This window comes from Streptomyces musisoli (assembly GCF_016741855.1).
GTDB classification, from domain to species: domain Bacteria; phylum Actinomycetota; class Actinomycetes; order Streptomycetales; family Streptomycetaceae; genus Streptomyces; species Streptomyces musisoli.
Genome location: NZ_JAERRH010000016.1, coordinates 19,113 through 35,423, shown reverse-complemented (window position 1 = coordinate 35,423; position 16,311 = coordinate 19,113). Strand labels below are relative to the sequence as shown.

The following is a 16,311-nucleotide window of genomic DNA, read 5'->3' as shown; positions in this document are numbered from 1 at the left end:
GAGCACGCCCCCGCGACCTGCGCCCCGGCACCGCGCCCCCACGTTCGCGCGCCGACCGCACCCCCGCACCCCTGCCACGACCGAACCCCCGCACCCTGCCACGACCGCACCCCCACGCCCGCCGCCTCGGCATCGCCGACGCGCACCCGCCGCGCCTCCCCACCCTCGCGGGGCCGCCGGGCTTCCCCACCCTCGCGGGGCCGCCGGGTCTCGGCACCTTCACGCCCGACGGATCTCGGCATCGCGGGCGCGCGCCCGCTGCACTTCCCGCCCTTGCGGGCCGCCGGGTCCCGGTACCCCCGCCACCTCACGCCCGACGGACCTCGGCATCGCCGACGCGCGCCCGCTGCACTTCCCGTCGTCGCGTGCCGGCAGGGCCTCGGCACGGGCACGCCCTCACCGGTCCCGCGGCCCGTCCGGACTCAGCGCAGTGTGCGGGCCCAGTCCTCCGGCACCCGGCCCGCCGGGCCCGGGACCGGCTGGTCGGCGGGGTGGCTGGCGGGAGCGGCGAGTTCGGGACCGGAGGCGTACGTCTCGGCGGTGACGTAGTTCCAGAACCAGCCCTCGCCCGGCTCGAAGCTGCGGATCACCGGGTGTCCGGTCGCCCGGTAGTGGGCGGTGGCGTGCTTCGCGGGGGAGTCGTCGCAGCAGCCGATGTGCCCGCACTGCGCACAGCGGCGCAGATGGAACCACCAGCCGCCCGCCTCCTCGCACTCCACGCAGCCCGGGCCGCTGGGCGGCACGTGCGGATCGATACCGTCGGCGCTGTTCATACCGGCTCCTCGTCGGGGGTCTCCGCGGTCAGGGGCAGCAGCACCTGGAAGCGGGTGTCGCCGGGCTCCGACGCGACCCGCAGGCTGCCGTGGTGCTTGTTGACGACGATCCGCCAGGAGATGTCCAGACCGAGCCCGGTGCCCTCGCCGACCGGCTTGGTGGTGAAGAACGGGTCGAAGATCCGGTCCTTGATCTCCGGCGGGACGCCGGGCCCGGTGTCCCGGAACTCCACCAGCAGGCGCTCGTGGTCGAGCCCCGTCCGCACGGTCAACGTGCCCTGGCCGCCCGCGCCGTTCATGGCCGAGACGGCGTTGTCGACGAGGTTCGTCCACACCTGGTTCAGCTCCGCCGGGTAGGCGGGGACCGGCGGGAGCGAGCGGTCGTACTCCTTGACGACCTCGATGCCCGGCCCGATCTTCCCGGACAGCATCAGCAGCGTGCTGTCGAGGAGTTCGTGCACGTCCACCTCCCGGTACGGGGCCCGGTCCAGCTGCGAGTACTGCTTGGCCGCGTCGACCAGGTGCGAGACGCGGGTGGTCGAGTCCTCGATCTCGTTCATCAACAGCTCGGTCTCGATGGTGTAGTTGAGCCAGCCCACCGCGTTGGGCAGGATCTCCTCGTCCACCGTCGCCGCGACCTGCTCCAGCCAGTCGACGTCCAGCCCGGCCTGCACGAAGGTGGGCGCCACCTGCCAGCCGTAGTCGATGCCGCGGTCCTCCAGCCAGTCGGTGAGCGTGTCCTCCCGGTCGCTGGCCTCCAGCGGGCTGAGCACCGGCGCCTTCGCCACCCGCTCCGCGGTGCGCTCCTGGATCTCGACCAGGCTCGCCAGCACCTCGTGGGTGAACCGCCCTTCGGCGATCAGGGCGAGCTTGTGCCGCATCTTCGCGACCCGCTCCCGCAGCGTCGCGGTGGCCCGCACCGCGGCCGCGGCGGGGTTGTTCAGCTCGTGCGTGAGCCCCGCCGACAACGAGCCCAGCGCCAGCAGCCGTTCCCGCTGGCCGATCATCGCCTGGGTGTTCTTCGCACCGAAGAACAGGCCCTCCAGCAGGTGCACGGCCATCGGGAACCACTCGCGCATCACGTCCGCGAAGAGATCGGCCGGCAGCACGAAGAACCGCGTCGGCACCGTGACCCGCATGGAGTTGTTGTAGACCTGCCGCACCCGGTCGCCGAGATAGGCCTGCATCGCGCCCGCGTACACCCCGCGCTGCGAGGCCCGGGTGACCTCGACGTCGTCACCGCCCACCCGCCGGGACAGCACGACCGTGCCTTCGATCATCACGAAGAAGCAGGTGGCGGGGTCGCCCTCGGTGTACACCGGGCCCGGCTGGAACAGCTCCACCCGCCCCGCCGCGCACAGCCGGCCGAGCTGCTCGGGGCTCAGCTTCTCGAAGAGGAACAGCGAGCCGATCTCCTTGGGGCTGCAGGGCATGACCTGCCCGCTCATGACTGCTCCAGATACCGGTGGACGAGCATCACGGCCATGGCTCCCTCTCCTACGGCGGACGCGACACGCTTGGCGGACTCGGCGCGCGCGTCGCCCGCCACGAACACGCCGGGAATGCTGGTCTCCAGGTGGTACGGGGGCCGGTCCAGCTCCCAGCCGGCGGGCGGCCGTCCGTCGGCGGTCAGGTCGGGCCCGGCCAGGATGAAGCCGCGCTCGTCGCGCAGCACCGTCTCGCCCAGCCAGTCGGTCAGCGGGGCCGCACCGATGAACACGAACATCCACTGGGCGTCGACCTGTTCGGTCTCACCCGACGCCATATGACGAAGCGTCAGCTGCTCCAGGCGATCGGTGCCGTGCGCGGCGTCGACCACCGTGCGGCAGCGCACGGAGATGTTCGGGGCGTCGTTGATCTGCTGGATCAGGTAGTACGACATCGACGCCGACAGGTCGGCGCCGCGCACCAGCAGCGTCACCGACTTGGCGAACCGGGACAGGTACATCGCCGCCTGGCCCGCCGAGTTGGCGCCGCCGACGATGTACACGTCGTGCCCCTGGCAGGAGGCCGCCTCGGTCAGCGCCGAGCCGTAGAACACCCCGCAGCCGGTCAGGTCGGTGCAGCCGGTGGCCTCCAGCTGCCGGTACTGCACCCCGGTCGCGAGGATCACGCTGTGCGCGGCGATCGACGAGCCGTCCGCGAACCGTACGATCCGTGCGGCGCCGTTGACCTCGAGTCCCGTCACCTCGCGGGCGGTGAGGAGTTCGGCGCCGAACTTGGCCGCCTGCCGCCGCGCCCGGTCGGTGAGCTGGGCGCCGGAGACGCCGTCGGGGAAGCCCAGGTAGTTCTCGATCCGCGAACTCTGCCCGGCCTGGCCACCGGTCGCCGACCGCTCCACGAGCACGGTCCGCAGCCCCTCCGAGGCCCCGTACACGGCGGCACCCAGTCCGGCCGGACCGCCGCCGATCACGACCAGGTCGTAGAAGTCGGCCGCCGGACTCGTGGCCAGGCCCACCCGCGCGGCCAGTTCGGGCGCCTCGGGTTCGACCAGGACGGTGCAGTCCGGGGTGATCACCAGCGGCAGCCGCCGGCCGTCCTCACCGGCCGCCGCCAGCAGCCGCTGCCCCTCCGGCTCCTCCACCGAGTACCAGCGGTACGGCACCTGATTGCGGGCCAGGAACTCGCGCACGTCCGACGACCGCGCCGACCAGCGGTGGCCCACGACCTTGGTGGCGGGCACCGGCCGGTAGGCGCTGTTGCGCCAGGCGTCCAGCAGGTCGTCCAGCACCGGATAGAGCTTCTCCTCCGGCGGATCCCAGGGCTTGAGCAGATAGTGGTCCAGGTCGACCACGTTGATCGCGTCGATCGCCGCGTTGGTGTCCGCGTACGCGGTCAGCAGCACCCGCCGCGCCCCCGGGTACACGTCGAGCGCCTGCTCCAGGAACTCGATGCCGTTCATCTGCGGCATGCGGTAGTCGGCCAGGATCACCGCCACCAGGTCGCCGCGCAGCTTCAGCTCGCGCAGCGCGTCCAGCGCGGACTCGCCGGACTCCGCGCGCACGATCCGGTAGGACTCGCCGTAGCGGCGCCGGAGGTCGCGCGCGACGGCGCGGGAGACCCCCGGGTCGTCGTCCACGGTCAGGATGACGGTCCGCGCAGCGTCGGCGGCCTGTGCCATGCCTCTCCCCACCCGAGTGTCGGATCCCGCGGGACGGTGTCGTGGGGACCACCGCACCGGTTCCAGCCCATCGTATGTTCGATCGCCCGGGTTCGCTCCGGGATCAGGAACCGGCCGTGATCAGCCGCGCGGCTCGCCGAGCAGGCAGAACTCGTCGCCCTCCGGATCCGCGAGCGGCCCCCACGGCTGTTCGCCCCGGCCGACGCCCGGTCCGGCGCCTCGGCACACCGGTGCCCCATGGCCACCGGGCCGGCCGCGTCGACGGTCACCTGTTCCCATTGCGGGGTCATGGCCGCAGCCTGGTGAAGACTGGCTCCGCGACTTCATGGATTTTCTCGAGGAGGCCCAGGGATGACACGCCCGATCACGGCAGGGGTGGACGGTACCGAGGAGAGTCTGGCCGCGCTGGACTGGGCGGCCCGCGAGGCCGTGCGCCGGGACCTGCCGCTGCGCGTGGTGCACGCCTGGCGGTACGCCGAGACGCTCGCCGCCGCCGACCGGGACACCCAGCACCGGTGGGTGTCGGAGGGGGTGACGGAGGCGGTGCGTGCGGTCTCCGAGCGGCATCCGGGGCTGACGGTGACCACCGACGTGGTCGAGGGCGCGGCCGCGCACGCGCTGGCCGCGACGGCGGCCGAGGCCGAGATGCTGGTGCTCGGTTCGCGCGGGCACGGGCGTGTCGTCGGGTTCCTGCTGGGCTCCGTCGGCCAGCAGGTGGTCGCGGAGGCGGCCCGGCCCGTCGTCCTGGTGCGCGCCGGGGCCGCACCCGCCGCGGAGGCGGCCGGCCGGGACGTCGTGGTGGGCCAGCACGGCGGCCCCGAGGACAGCGCCGCGACGCTGCGGTTCGCCTTCGAGACGGCGGCGGCCCGCGGCGCGGCCGTCCGGGCCGTCCGGGCGTGGACCCTGCCGCCCGTCTTCGCCTACAGCCCCGGTTCGCTCAAGCTCCTCGACGACGCGGGCGGTCTCGAACCGTACGAGAAGCAGGCGTTGGCCGAGGCCCTCCAGCCCTGGCGCGAGCGGTTCCCCGAGGTGCCCGTGGCCGAGCACGTCGAGATGGGCAGCGCCGCCCAGGTGCTGCTGTCGGTCGTCGGGCGCGCCCAGCTGATGGTCGTCGGGCGCCGGGCGCGCCGCACGGCGGTCGGCGCCCGGATCGGCTCGGTCGCGCACGGGATGCTGCACCACGCCGAATGCCCGGTGGCCGTGATCCCGCACGAGTGAATCACTCCGGGCCGTCCGGCTCCAGGGGGGCGCGGGCGTCGGGCAGGACGTTCGCGACGTAGTCCTCGACGGCGGTGCCGAGTCCTATGTCGTGCTGCGCGCGCTCGGACAGGTACCAGCGGTGTTCGAGCAGCTGGTGGTAGATCTCGGCCGGGTCCACGGCACCGCGCGCTTCGGGCGGAACCGCGCGCACGGTGGGCCGGAACACGTCCCGGACCCACCGGTGGGCCAGAACCTCCGGCCGGGCCGCTAGGGGATCGCCGGGGGCGTAGTCGTCCTGGGTGGCCATCCAGCTCTCCAGGTCGCTCAGCAGCCGCCGCGCCTGGTTCTCCTCGGTGTCCAGACCGGTCAGCCGCAGCAACTGACGCTGATGGTGGCCGGCGTCCACGACCTTCGGCACGAAGGTGACCGTGTCGCCGTTGGAGGAGCGCTCGATCTGCATCTCGGCGACGTCGAAACCGAGGTCGTTCAGCCGGCGGATCCGGCGCTCGATGTAGTGGTACTTGCCCGCCGGGTACACCGAGGTGCGGGTCAGCTCCTGCCACAGTCCCTGGTAGCGGGTGCAGATCTCGTGGCCGAACTCGACCGGGTCGACGGACGGGTGCAGCGCGCCGGACGCCTCCAGGTCCAGCAGCTCGCCGCTGATGTTCACCCGGGCCAGGTCCAGGTCGTAATCCCGCTGCCCGGGGCTGAGCCGGGGGTGGAGGTCACCCGTCTCTGCGTCGACCAGATAGGCGGCGTAGGCTCCCGCGTCCCGCCGGAACAGGGTGTTCGACAGCGAGCAGTCGCCCCAGGCGAACCCCGCCAGATGCAGACGCACCAGCAGCACGGCGAGGGCGTCCATCAGCCGGTGCATGGTCGCCGGGCGCATGGTCGTCTCGAACATCGACCGGTACGGCATCGAGCCGCGCAGATGCCGGGTGACCAGCACCGGCTCCAGCGGGGCGCCGGAGCCGTCGGTGCGGCCGGTGACCACGGCGAGGGCGTCGACGGCGGGGATGCCGAGCCGGTCCAGGTCGCGCAGCAGCTGGTACTCGCGCAGCGCGGGCCGCTCGGCCAGTTCCTTGACGGCGATCACCTCGTCGCCGGCGTGCGCGTAGCGCACCACGTGCCGGGAGATGCCGCGGGGGAGTGGCACGAGGTACTCCTCGGGCCACTCCTCCAGCGGGGTGTCCCACGGCAGGGCGAGCAGGAGCGCGGGATGCTCCGGATTCGTGGCGCTGATCTGCAAGGCCATGGCACGAACCCTAAGGCCGTGCGCGCGTGTTCCAGCAGGCATGGTCCGCCGGGGACCGGAAGCCCGCTCCGTGGGGCCCGGCCCGCCGGGGCAGGATTTCCGGGCCCGCCCGTTCTGCGAGGCCCGGTCCGCCGGAGGGCCGGAGTTGCGGGCCTCCGTTCTACGAAGCCCGTTCCCGGGCCTGGTCGGCGGCCGCCCGTACGGAACCCCGGTGGACCGGTCCGTGTCCGGGCAGCAGGGTGTCGCCGTCGAGCGCGCCGATCAGCTCCAGGGAGTCCAGGGCCCGCGCGCGGTCGTGGTGGAAGAAGTCGAGCAGCATCTGCGGGCCCTTGACACGGGTGGTGGCGTGCCCGCTGACCAGCGCGTCCCCGGAGATCACGATCCCGGCGCCGGGCAGGTGGAAGACGCAGTGGCCGTCCGTGTGACCGGGCGTGTGCACGGGAACCGGCCGGCCCGGCAGGTCGAGCGGCCCGTCGGCCGGGAACGGCTCGGGCGCCGCGACGGGATAGCTCTTCAGGCCGTCCACGCGCATCACGTGCACCGCCCAGGGCAGGACACCGGGCCGCCAGGCGTTGCGGACCACGCCGGCGATGTCGGCCTGCTGGAGGAACTCCCGCCGGGCGTGCGGGACCTCGGTCGGGTGCAGATAGACCGGGGTGCCGTGGACGGCACGCAGGTGTTCGGCGGAGCCCAGGTGGTCGTTGTGCGCGTGGGTGATCAGGACGGCGGCCACCGCGTCCGGTGAACTTCCCACCGCGGCGAGGGACTCCAGGAGCCCCGGCCGGTCACCGGGATAGCCGGTGTCCACCAGCGTGACGGCGTCGCCGTCCTTCAGGATCACCCAGTTGGTGTTGTGGCCGTGCACCAGGTAGGTGCCGTCGGCGACTTGGACTACCTCAACCCGCATGATGTCTCCGAGCCCTGAGCGGCGAATCGTCGGGGACAGCCAACCAGACGGGGCGACGCCTCGCGCAAGGGACGCGGTGGTGTCGGGGACCAGGCTGCCGTAGCCCGGGCCCGCGTGGCGTCAGTGCACGCCGTGCGGCCGGAACTGGATGCTGATGCGCGGGCCCGTGGCCCGGCTGGTCTTCGGGACGCAGTGCTCCCAGGTGCGCTGGCAGGAGCCGCCCATCACGAGGAGGTCGCCGTGGCCGAGGGGCCGGCGCAGCGTGCCGCCGCCGCCTCCGCCGGCCGGGCGCAGCAGCAGGTCCCGGGGCGCGCCGACGGAGAGGATCGCGACCATGGTGTCCTCGCGGGCGCCCCGCCCGATGCGGTCCCCATGCCAGGCAACGCTGTCCCGGCCGTCGCGGTAGAAGCACAGCCCCGCGGTGGCGAACGGCTCGCCCAGCTCGTCCGCGTAGCGCCGGGACAGGGCGGCGCGGGCCTCGTCCAGCACCGGGTGGGGGAGCGGGTCCAGCGCCCCGTAGTAGGCCAGCAGCCGGGGCACGGCGACCACGTTGTCGTACATCTTGCGCCGCTCCGCCCGCCACGGCACGTCGGCGGCCAGCTGTTCGAACAGGGCGTCGGCACCGCTCAGCCAGCCCGGCAGGACGTCGATCCAGGCACCCGCGCCCAGCTCGGTCCGGCGCAGCCCGTGCAGCGGGCCGAGCCGCAGCTCGTCGGTCTGGTCGAACAGGGAGCCCTGGAGGTGCGTGGCCATGAACCCAGCGTACCCCCGAATCGAAAATACGTTCCATTCGGCTGAAGGTGTGCCCGATCAGGTTCCCGAGGGCTTTCGATACAACGGTGTATCCGATACGTTCGTGTATCGAAACGGAGGCGGGCACCGATGGAAGCGACCGAAGAGACACCCAGACGCGTCACCCGGCGCCGGGTCCGCACCCGGGCCCGGCTGCTCGACGCCGCGTTCGCCGTGTTCGCGGCCAAGGGCTTCGGGCGGGTCTCCATCGAGGAGATCTGTGAGGCGGCCGGGTTCAGCCGGGGCGCCTTCTACTCCAACTTCGCCACCCTGGACGAGCTGTTCTTCGCCCTGTACCAGGAGCGCGCCGACCTCATCGCGGCCCAGGTGGCCGACGCGCTCGCCCAGGACGGCCCCGGCCTGGACGTGCCCGCCGCCGTGGACCGGGTCACCGAGGTACTGCTGCTCGACGTGGACTGGCTGCTGGTGAAGACCGACTTCCTGGTGCACGCCGCCCGTGCCCCGGACGTGGCCCGGGCCCTCCTCGACCACCGCGCCCGGCTCCGCGAAGCCATCGCCGACCGGCTCTTCCGGGCCCGCGGACACACCGCACTGCCCGCCGTCCTGGGCGACGCCGAGGGCGCCGCCCACGCCGTGGTCGCCGCGTACGACGGAGTCACCACCCAACTGCTGCTGGACCGGGACGTCGAGGCCGCCCGGGCCTGGCTCAAACAGCTGCTCACCGCGCTGCTGACGGACGGCAGCCGCATCCCCTCATAGCCCGCAGCGGGCCAGTCACGAGCACCGTCAGGAAGGACACGGACGCCATGGACGCGGACGTCATCGTCGTCGGAGCGGGCCTCGCCGGCCTGGTCGCAGCGCATGAACTCACCAGCCGGGGCCGTCGGGTGGCCCTGGTCGACCAGGAGAACGCCGCAAACCTCGGCGGCCAGGCGTTCTGGTCCTTCGGCGGGCTCTTCCTCGTCGACACGCCCGAACAGCGCCGCCTCGGCATCAAGGACTCCTTCGGCCTCGCCTGGAACGACTGGCAGGGCAGCGCCCGGTTCGACCGGCTCGCCGACGAGGACTCCTGGGCGGTGCGCTGGGCCCGCGCCTACGTCGAGTTCGCGGCCGGCGAGAAGCGGTCCTGGCTCCAGGGGCACGGCATCGAGCTGCTGCCCACCGTCGGCTGGGCCGAGCGCGGCGACCTGCGGGCGGACGGACACGGCAACTCCGTGCCCCGCTTCCACATCGCCTGGGGCACCGGCACCGGAGTGGTCGAGCCCTTCGTCCGGTACGCGCGGCAGGCCGCCCGGGACGGGCTGCTCACCTTCCACCACCGCCACCAGGTGGACGAGCTGGTCGTCGAGGACGGCACGGCGCGCGGCGTCCGCGGCACCGTCCTCGCCCCCGACGACTCCCCGCGCGGTGTCTCCTCCAGCCGCGACCGCGTCGGCGACTTCGAGCTGACCGCCCAGGCCGTCGTCGTGACCACCGGAGGCATCGGCGCCAACCACGACATCGTCCGCCGCTACTGGCCCGAGCGGCTCGGCACGCCCCCTGCCGAGATGGTCACCGGCGTCCCGGCCTACGTCGACGGCCGCATGCTCGACATCAGCGCCGAGGCCGGAGTCCGGCTCGTGAACCGCGACCGCATGTGGCACTACACCGAGGGCCTGGAGAACTGGGACCCGGTCTGGCCCGGCCACGGCATCCGCATCCTGCCCGGCCCCTCCTCCGTCTGGCTGGACGCCCTGGGCCGCCGGCTCCCCGACCCCTGCCTGCCCGGATACGACACCCTGAGCACGCTCGAGTACCTGCGCACCACCGACGACATCGCCGGACACGACCACTCCTGGTTCATCCTCACCCGGAAGATCATCGAGAAGGAGTTCGCGCTCTCCGGCTCCGAGCAGAACCCCGACATCACCGCCAAGGACCGCAAGGCCGTACTGCGCGACCGGCTGCTCGGCAAGGGCGCCCCGGCACCCGTGCGGGCCTTCCTCGACAAGGGCGCGGACTTCGTCACCGCGGGCACCCTGGAGCAGCTGGTCGAGAAGATGAACGGCCTGACCGGCAAGCCGCTGCTGGACGCGGCCGAGGTGCGCCGCCAGATCGAGGCCCGCGACCTGCAGATCGCCAACCCCTACAGCAAGGACTCCCAGGTCCAGGGCATCCGCAACGCCCGCCGCTACATCGGCGACCGGCTCGGCCGGGTCGCCGCCCCGCACCGCATCCTCGATCCGGCCGCGGGCCCCCTCATCGGGGTCCGGATGCGTGTGCTGACCCGCAAGACCCTCGGCGGCATCCAGACCGACCTGGACTCCCGCGCCCTCGGCGCCGACGGCACCCCGATCGAGGGGCTGTACGCGGCGGGTGAGGTGGCCGGGTTCGGCGGCGGCGGTGTCCACGGCTACAACGCCCTGGAGGGCACCTTCCTCGGCGGCTGCCTGTTCTCGGGGCGGGCCGCGGGGCGTGCGGCGGCCCGGCAGACCGCCTGACCTCAGCCCTTCAGCAACTCCGCCAGCACCGTCGCGTGGCTCTGCTCGGGTCTCTTCGACGCCGTCAGCAGTGTCACGGGCCCCTCGTGGGCCGACTTCCGGAGGCCGTCGAGCAGTTCGGCGGCCTCCGGCGCGTCCAGTTCCGCCTCGTACCGGGCGCGGAACTCGTCGTACGAGCCGCCCCCGTGATACCAGGTGCGCAGCTCGCTCGACGGCGTGAGCCCCTTGGGCCACTCGTCGATCCGCGCCGCGTCCTTGGCCAGGCCGCGCGGCCACAGCCGGTCGACCAGCACACGCAGGCCGTCGTCGGACTCGGGCGGGTCGTAGATCCGGCGCACGCGCACACTCACGGTCGGGGACCTTCCGGGTTGGGGACGGTGGTTGCGAGCGTACTGCGCTCCGCCGCGCCCACCGGGCGGCGACGCGGCACGACTTGACCGGAACAAGGGGGAATCCCGGCCGCCGCCACCCCTAGTCTGACGGCCAGTCGATCACCGGTCACTCCCCGAGGAGCGCATGTGACGCCACCCCGCAGACAGCCCGCGCGCCGCCGTACCACCGCACTCGCCACCGTCCCCGTCGCCGTGGCGGCCCTCCTCGGCGCCGCCGGACCCGCGGCGCCGGGCGGCACCGGCGGGTCCGGAGCGGGCGACCCGTACTTCCCGCTCAGCGGCAACGGCGGATACCACGTCCGCCACTACGGTCTGACGCTCCGCTACGACACCGGCTCCCGCCGCCTGGACGCCACGGCGGAACTCACCGCCCGCGCCACCGAACGGCTCACCCGCTTCGACCTCGACCTGAAGGGCCTGACGGTCACCGCCGTCACCGTCGACCACCGGGCGGCGGCCTTCCGGCGCGATGGCCAGGAACTGGTCGTGACCCCGCGCCGGGCCCTGCGCGCAGGACAGCGGTTCCGCGTCGGGGTCGCCTACCACGGCACCCCGAAGCCGGTCACCGACCCCGACGGCTCGGCGGACGGCTGGATCCCCACCGACGACGGCGCGTTCGTCGCGGGCGAGCCGCAGGGTGCCATGACCTGGTTCCCGGTCAACGGCCACCCCAAGGACAAGGCGTCGTACGACTTCACGATCACCGTGCCGCAGGGACGCACCGCCGTCGCCAACGGCGTCCTGCTCGGACGGCGCACGGCCCACGGCCGGACCACCTTCCGCTGGCGGGAGACCCGGCCCATGGCCGCCTACCTGGCCACCGCCACCATCGGCAGGTTCCGGGTCGAGCGGTACACCACCCGCGACGGCATCCAGGTGTACAACGCCGTGGACGCCCGCGAGGCGCGCGCCGCCGCGCCCGTCCTGAAGCGGCTGCCCGCCGTGCTGGAGTGGGAGAGCAGGCTGTTCGGGCCGTACCCGTTCCGGGCCGCCGGCGCGATCGTCGACCACGCCCCCGACGTCGGCTACGCCCTGGAGACCCAGACCCGGCCGCTCTACGACTCGGCGCCCACTCTCGACACCCTCGTCCACGAGAGCGCCCACCAGTGGTTCGGCGACTCCGTCTCCCTCACCGCCTGGAAGGACATATGGCTCAACGAGGGCTTCGCGACCTACGCCGAGTGGCTCTACGCCGAGCAGCACGGCGGTGACAGCGCCCAGCGGACGTTCGACGCCCTGTACGCCCGGCCCGCGAGCGACGGCCTGTGGGCCTACCCGCCCGGCGATCCGGGCAGCGGCGCCCGGATCTTCGGCACACCCGTCTACGCCCGCGGCGCGATGGCCTTGCACGAACTGCGCCGGGCCGTCGGCGACCGCGACTTCTTCCGGATCCTGCGCGCCTGGGCGGGCGGCCATCGCGGCGGGCACGGTACGACCGCACAGTTCGTCAGGCTTGCCGAGGAGAAGTCGGGGAAGCGGCTCGACGGGCTGTTCCACACCTGGCTGTACACGCCGGGCAAGCCGAACACCGCCTGAGCGCCGACCACTTCCGCGGGCCTCGGCCCCGGCCGCCGCCGGGCGACCCGGGCCCTGACCACTTCCAAACAACTGTCGGCCAAGGTCGACCCGTGATCCAACGCAGAACCGCCGTCGCACTCCTCGCCTCCCCGCTGCTGCTCACCGGCTGCGGCGGCGGAGCCGAGGCGACCGAGCGCCGGACACCCGCCCGCCGCCCGGCGCCGGCGCCCACTCCCGGGACGCCCACGGAGCCGGCGCCGCGGGGCATACCCGGGCTCGGCCCCGAGCGGCTGGCGGAGATACCCGAGCGCTGCGGCCAGGCCGTCGTCGTCACCGGGCGCGGCCCGAACTCCCCGCTCTGCACGGCCGTCCTGCACCAGCGCACCGCCACCGGCTGGCAGGCGGGCCCGGCCTGGCCGGCCCACAACGCACTGCGCGGCTGGAGCGCCCACCACATGATCGGTGACCTGCGCTCCCCGCTCGGCGTCTACACCCTCTCCGACGCCGGCGGCCTGCTCCCGGACCCCGGCAGCAGGCTCCCGTACCACCACTCCGGCGGCTTCCACTCGCCCGGCACCGGCTTCGAGGGCGAACTGCTGGAGGGCTCCTTCGACTACGTCGTCGCCATCGACTACAACCGCAAGCCCGGCACCTCGCCCCTGGACTGGACCCGGCCCCTCGGTCCCAAGCGCGGCGGCGGCGTGTGGCTGCACGTCGACCACGGCGGGCCCACCCACGGCTGCGTCAGCGTCGCCAAGGCCCACATGAAGGAACTCCTGCGCACCCTGGACCCGGCCCGGCACCCGGCCGTCGTCATGGGCCACGCGGACTGGCTCGCCCGCTGAGGCCCCGGGCCCGCACCCGCCGCGGGGCACAGGGCCCGTCCCTACCGAGGGGCTCGCGGCCCGGCCCCGCCGAGGGGCTGAGGGCCTGTGACGTCCCGCCCGCCGCCATTCGGGCGATCCCGCCGCATGTCAGACACCCTAGGATCCGAACTCATGTGCGCACACGTACTGGTCGCCGAGGACGACGAGAAGCAGGCCGAACTCATCCGCCGGTCGCTGCTGGCCGAGGGGCACACCGCGACGGTGGTGCACGACGGCGCCGCGGCGATCGACGCGGCCCGCCGGCTGAGCCCCGACCTCGTCGTCCTCGACCTCATGCTCCCGGTCGTCGACGGCTTCGGAGTGTGCCGGGCCTTGCGCGCGAGCGCGGAACACCCCGGCACACCGGTCGTGATGCTCACCGCCCGCTCCGCCGAGGACGACGTGCTGCTCGGCCTCGAACTGGGCGCCGACGACTACATGACCAAGCCGTACAGCCCGCGCGAGCTGATGGCCCGTATCCGTACGGTCCTGAGGCGCAGCGGACGGGGCGCCGGCGCCCGGGACGACGAACCCGCCGTACGCGCGGGCGGGATCGGCGTCGACCCGGTACGGCACGAGGTGCGCTGCGACGGCGCACTCGTGGAGTGCACGCCCGCCGAGTTCCAGATCCTGCTGGCCATGGCGAGCGAGCCGGAACGGGTTTTCACCCGGCGGCAGTTGCTGCACTGCACCCGCGGTTTCGACCGGGCCTCCACCGAGCGGGCCGTCGACGTGCACATTATGAACCTGCGCCGCAAGATCGAGGCCGACCCGCGCCGCCCGGTGCGGCTGCTGACCGTGTTCGGCGTCGGCTACAAGCTGAGCGGCGCCCGGCCGTGAGGCGCCGGCGGTCCGGGGCCGAGGGGCGGGCGGCCGAGCGGAGCGGCGGCCCGCGCGCGGACCGACCGGACGCGGAGCCGGACGGCGGCACGGGAGCCGGCCGCCCGGCTCCGGTGAAGCGGCGGATCCCGCTGCGCAAGCGTCTGGTCGTCCGGCTGCTGTCCGTCTCCGCGCTGATCGCGGTCTGCTCGGTGGCGGCCACCGCCTGGCTCGCGGTGACCACCACCACCAGCGCCCTCAAGGAGGAGCAGGGCCAGGACCTGGCCGCCGACAACCGCATCCTCGCCGAACTCAGCGGCTACGCCGCCACCCACCCCGACTGGTCGGGCGTCCGGCACGCCGTCCGGGACCTGGCCGCCCGCACCGGACGCCGGATCGCCCTCACCACCGCCGACCGCACCTTCGTCGCCGACTCCGCGGCGCGCGGCACCCCGCTGCCGCCCCGGCCCGCCGCCACCGTCGACCCGCTGCGCACCGACACCTACACCGAGAGCGGCGCCCAGCTCAGCGGCATCGACCCGCGCGTGGTGGGCCCCTACCGGCTCCCCACGAAGGAACGCGCCGAGCTGGACGCGCTGGCCGCCAAGCGCAAGCACTGCTACCAGCGCTTCGGCATGCAGCCCACCGTCGTACGGTCCGTGAGCGGGCGTCCGGTGGTCACCACCCCGGACGGCACCGACCCGTCCGCCTACGGCGCCTTGGAGTGCGAGGACGGACAGCTCAACACGCCCACGCCGACGGAACAGAGGGCCCTGGACGCGCTGTCGGACCTCGCCCGGCCCTGCCTGGGGCGGGCCGGGCTGCACCTCGGCGGCGGACGCCTGTTCCTCACCTTCGATCCCAGCGGCAAGGATCCGTTCGGCGGCGGCTACCTGCTCGGCAAGTACGCCAAGGTCGCCGGCGGCGAGCCCGCTCGGGTGGCCCGGGGCTGCGTCCAGGACGCCCGCCGCGCCCAGCTGGAGCCCTACGTCGCCCCGGAGGCCGAGCTGTTCCTCGGCATCGGAGACCAGAACCCGGCCCGGTTCGACATGTCAACGGCCAACAAGGGCAAGGTCGTCGGCGTCGCCGGTCTGGTCCTCGCCGTGACCGTCGCCGTGACCGCCCTCGTCGCCGTCCGGCTGGTACGGCCCCTGCGCGCGCTCACCGCGGCCGCGCAGCAGCCACCCGAACTGCATGTGCGGGTGCCGGTGACCACCCGGGACGAGACCGGCATCCTCGCCGAGGCGTTCAACGACCTGACCGAGCGGCGCGAGCGTCTGGAGGCGCAGCGCAAGGCCATGGTCAGCGACATCGCGCACGAGCTGCGCAGTCCGCTCACCAACATCCGGGGCTGGCTGGAGGTCGTCCGGGACGGTGTCGTGGACCCCGACCCGGCGCTGCTGGACTCACTGCACGAGGAGGCGCTCGTCCTTCAGCGGATCATCGACGACCTCCAGGACCTCTCCGCGGCCGACGCCGGCACGCTGCGCCTGCACCGCGAGCCGCTGCGGGCGGGTGACCTGCTCGACCAGGTCGCCGCCGCCCACCGCGTCGCCGCCGACGCCGCCGGGGTCGCCCTGCGCACCCGGACCGGCGACGCCGCATGGCTGGACGCCGACCCGGTCCGCATGCGGCAGGCCCTCGGCAACCTGGTCTCCAACGCGCTGCGGCACACCCCCGCCGACGGAACCGTCACGCTCGCCGCCCGCCGGGACGGGGACGACGTCGTCCTGGCCGTCACCGACACCGGCTCGGGCATCGCGCCCGAGGACCTGCCGCACGTCTTCGAGCGGTTCTGGCGCGCGGAGAAGTCCCGCAGCCGCCGTACCGGCGGCAGCGGCCTGGGGCTGGCGATCGTCCGCCACCTGGTCGCCGCCCACGGCGGCACGGCGGCGGCCGCGAGCGAGCCGGGCGCGGGCGCGGTGTTCACCCTGCGGCTGCCGGCCATGGCACCGCCGGCCGACGAGCCGTGACGCGGGCCCCGGGGCCGCCTGCCGGTGAGCCCTCATGCGTGCCGTGGGGCCGCCTGCCGGTGAGTTCTCGCGCCTGCTGCAAGGCCGCCTGCCGGTGAGTTCTCGCGCCTGCTGCAAGGCCGCCTGCCGGTGAATCCTCGTGCCGGCCGTGGGGCCGCCTGCCGGTGAGCCCCGAGACGTGGGCCGCGGGACACGGCCAAGGGCGAGGTGGCCCAGCGGACTTGAGGCGGGAGTGGGGTGCCCTGCGCCGGGCG

General features: G+C 73.7%; 14 protein-coding genes. 7 read left to right on the top strand and 7 right to left on the bottom strand.

Annotation, left to right across the window (positions count from 1 at the left end; genetic code table 11):
- Positions 1-422: 422 nt before the first annotated feature.
- From JK361_RS30760 to JK361_RS30750, 3 genes are read right to left on the bottom strand one after another with little or no spacing between them, the layout of a single operon-like run.
- Positions 423-773, bottom strand: coding sequence for a UBP-type zinc finger domain-containing protein (locus tag JK361_RS30760; protein ID WP_201824402.1), 351 nt, complete (start codon positions 771-773; stop codon positions 423-425).
- Entirely contained in the window at positions 770-2,221 is a 1,452-nt protein-coding gene (locus JK361_RS30755) for an ATP-binding protein (protein ID WP_201824400.1), read from the bottom strand. The genes JK361_RS30760 and JK361_RS30755 overlap by 4 nt, the downstream gene beginning before the upstream one ends.
- A complete protein-coding gene (locus JK361_RS30750; RefSeq protein WP_201824399.1) occupies positions 2,218-3,894 on the bottom strand; it encodes an NAD(P)/FAD-dependent oxidoreductase in 1,677 nt (558 codons plus the stop codon). The genes JK361_RS30755 and JK361_RS30750 overlap by 4 nt, the downstream gene beginning before the upstream one ends.
- A 351-nt stretch (positions 3,895-4,245) precedes the next feature.
- Between JK361_RS30750 and JK361_RS30745 the strand changes: the two genes are divergently transcribed.
- On the top strand, positions 4,246-5,112 hold the full coding sequence (locus JK361_RS30745; RefSeq protein WP_201824397.1) for a universal stress protein: 867 nt from the start codon (positions 4,246-4,248) through the stop codon (positions 5,110-5,112).
- 1 nt (position 5,113) lies between these two features.
- On the opposite strand, the gene JK361_RS30740 is transcribed toward JK361_RS30745, so the two are convergent.
- The 3 genes from JK361_RS30740 to JK361_RS30730 all read right to left on the bottom strand — a co-directional run bounded on the left by JK361_RS30740 (position 5,114) and on the right by JK361_RS30730 (position 8,009).
- Positions 5,114-6,349 carry a DUF4032 domain-containing protein gene (locus JK361_RS30740; RefSeq protein ID WP_201824395.1) on the bottom strand — a complete coding sequence of 412 codons (1,236 nt, stop codon included), beginning with the start codon at positions 6,347-6,349 and terminating at the stop codon, positions 5,114-5,116.
- A gap of 160 nt (positions 6,350-6,509) precedes the next feature.
- The gene (locus JK361_RS30735; RefSeq protein ID WP_201824393.1) at positions 6,510-7,256 is read right to left on the bottom strand and encodes an MBL fold metallo-hydrolase; all 747 of its coding nucleotides are present in this window, start codon (positions 7,254-7,256) and stop codon (positions 6,510-6,512) included.
- Between the two features lie 120 nt (positions 7,257-7,376).
- Complete coding sequence (locus tag JK361_RS30730; protein WP_201824391.1) at positions 7,377-8,009, bottom strand: alpha-ketoglutarate-dependent dioxygenase AlkB; 633 nt, start codon at positions 8,007-8,009, stop codon at positions 7,377-7,379.
- A 129-nt stretch (positions 8,010-8,138) separates the two neighbouring features.
- Between JK361_RS30730 and JK361_RS30725 the strand changes: the two genes are divergently transcribed.
- Positions 8,139-8,768: a TetR/AcrR family transcriptional regulator gene (locus JK361_RS30725; RefSeq protein WP_201824389.1), complete on the top strand. Its 630-nt coding sequence runs from the start codon at positions 8,139-8,141 to the stop codon at positions 8,766-8,768.
- Positions 8,769-8,815: 47 nt separating this feature from the next.
- On the top strand, positions 8,816-10,489 hold the full coding sequence (locus JK361_RS30720) for an FAD-binding dehydrogenase (protein ID WP_201824387.1): 1,674 nt from the start codon (positions 8,816-8,818) through the stop codon (positions 10,487-10,489).
- Positions 10,490-10,491: 2 nt separating this feature from the next.
- On the opposite strand, the gene JK361_RS30715 is transcribed toward JK361_RS30720, so the two are convergent.
- The gene (locus tag JK361_RS30715; protein WP_201824385.1) at positions 10,492-10,839 is read right to left on the bottom strand and encodes a DUF488 domain-containing protein; all 348 of its coding nucleotides are present in this window, start codon (positions 10,837-10,839) and stop codon (positions 10,492-10,494) included.
- Positions 10,840-11,007: 168 nt separating this feature from the next.
- Here JK361_RS30715 and JK361_RS30710 point away from each other — a divergent pair, with 168 nt between their 5' ends.
- The 4 genes from JK361_RS30710 (at position 11,008) to JK361_RS30695 (ending at position 16,057) form a co-directional block, all read left to right on the top strand.
- Entirely contained in the window at positions 11,008-12,417 is a 1,410-nt protein-coding gene (locus JK361_RS30710) for a M1 family metallopeptidase (RefSeq protein ID WP_201824383.1), read from the top strand.
- 92 nt (positions 12,418-12,509) lie between these two features.
- Positions 12,510-13,244 carry a L,D-transpeptidase family protein gene (locus JK361_RS30705; RefSeq protein ID WP_201824381.1) on the top strand — a complete coding sequence of 245 codons (735 nt, stop codon included), beginning with the start codon at positions 12,510-12,512 and terminating at the stop codon, positions 13,242-13,244.
- 153 nt (positions 13,245-13,397) lie between these two features.
- Positions 13,398-14,105, top strand: coding sequence for a response regulator (locus tag JK361_RS30700; protein WP_201824380.1), 708 nt, complete (start codon positions 13,398-13,400; stop codon positions 14,103-14,105).
- Between the two features lie 113 nt (positions 14,106-14,218).
- Positions 14,219-16,057, top strand: coding sequence for a sensor histidine kinase (locus JK361_RS30695; protein WP_201824683.1), 1,839 nt, complete (start codon positions 14,219-14,221; stop codon positions 16,055-16,057).
- Positions 16,058-16,311 lie beyond the last annotated feature (254 nt).

Bases quoted from the DNA above. Each gene is read 5' to 3' on its own strand.
- JK361_RS30740 (WP_201824395.1), bottom strand. From the start codon at position 6,349: ATGGCCTTGCAGATCAGCGCCACGAATCCGGAGCATCCCGCGCTCCTG.
- JK361_RS30735 (WP_201824393.1), bottom strand. From the start codon at position 7,256: ATGCGGGTTGAGGTAGTCCAAGTCGCCGACGGCACCTACCTGGTGCAC.
- JK361_RS30750 (WP_201824399.1), bottom strand. From the start codon at position 3,894: ATGGCACAGGCCGCCGACGCTGCGCGGACCGTCATCCTGACCGTGGAC.
- JK361_RS30700 (WP_201824380.1), top strand. From the start codon at position 13,398: ATGTGCGCACACGTACTGGTCGCCGAGGACGACGAGAAGCAGGCCGAA.
- JK361_RS30755 (WP_201824400.1), bottom strand. From the start codon at position 2,221: ATGAGCGGGCAGGTCATGCCCTGCAGCCCCAAGGAGATCGGCTCGCTG.
- JK361_RS30720 (WP_201824387.1), top strand. From the start codon at position 8,816: ATGGACGCGGACGTCATCGTCGTCGGAGCGGGCCTCGCCGGCCTGGTC.
- JK361_RS30725 (WP_201824389.1), top strand. From the start codon at position 8,139: ATGGAAGCGACCGAAGAGACACCCAGACGCGTCACCCGGCGCCGGGTC.
- JK361_RS30760 (WP_201824402.1), bottom strand. From the start codon at position 773: ATGAACAGCGCCGACGGTATCGATCCGCACGTGCCGCCCAGCGGCCCG.
- JK361_RS30745 (WP_201824397.1), top strand. From the start codon at position 4,246: ATGACACGCCCGATCACGGCAGGGGTGGACGGTACCGAGGAGAGTCTG.
- JK361_RS30730 (WP_201824391.1), bottom strand. From the start codon at position 8,009: ATGGCCACGCACCTCCAGGGCTCCCTGTTCGACCAGACCGACGAGCTG.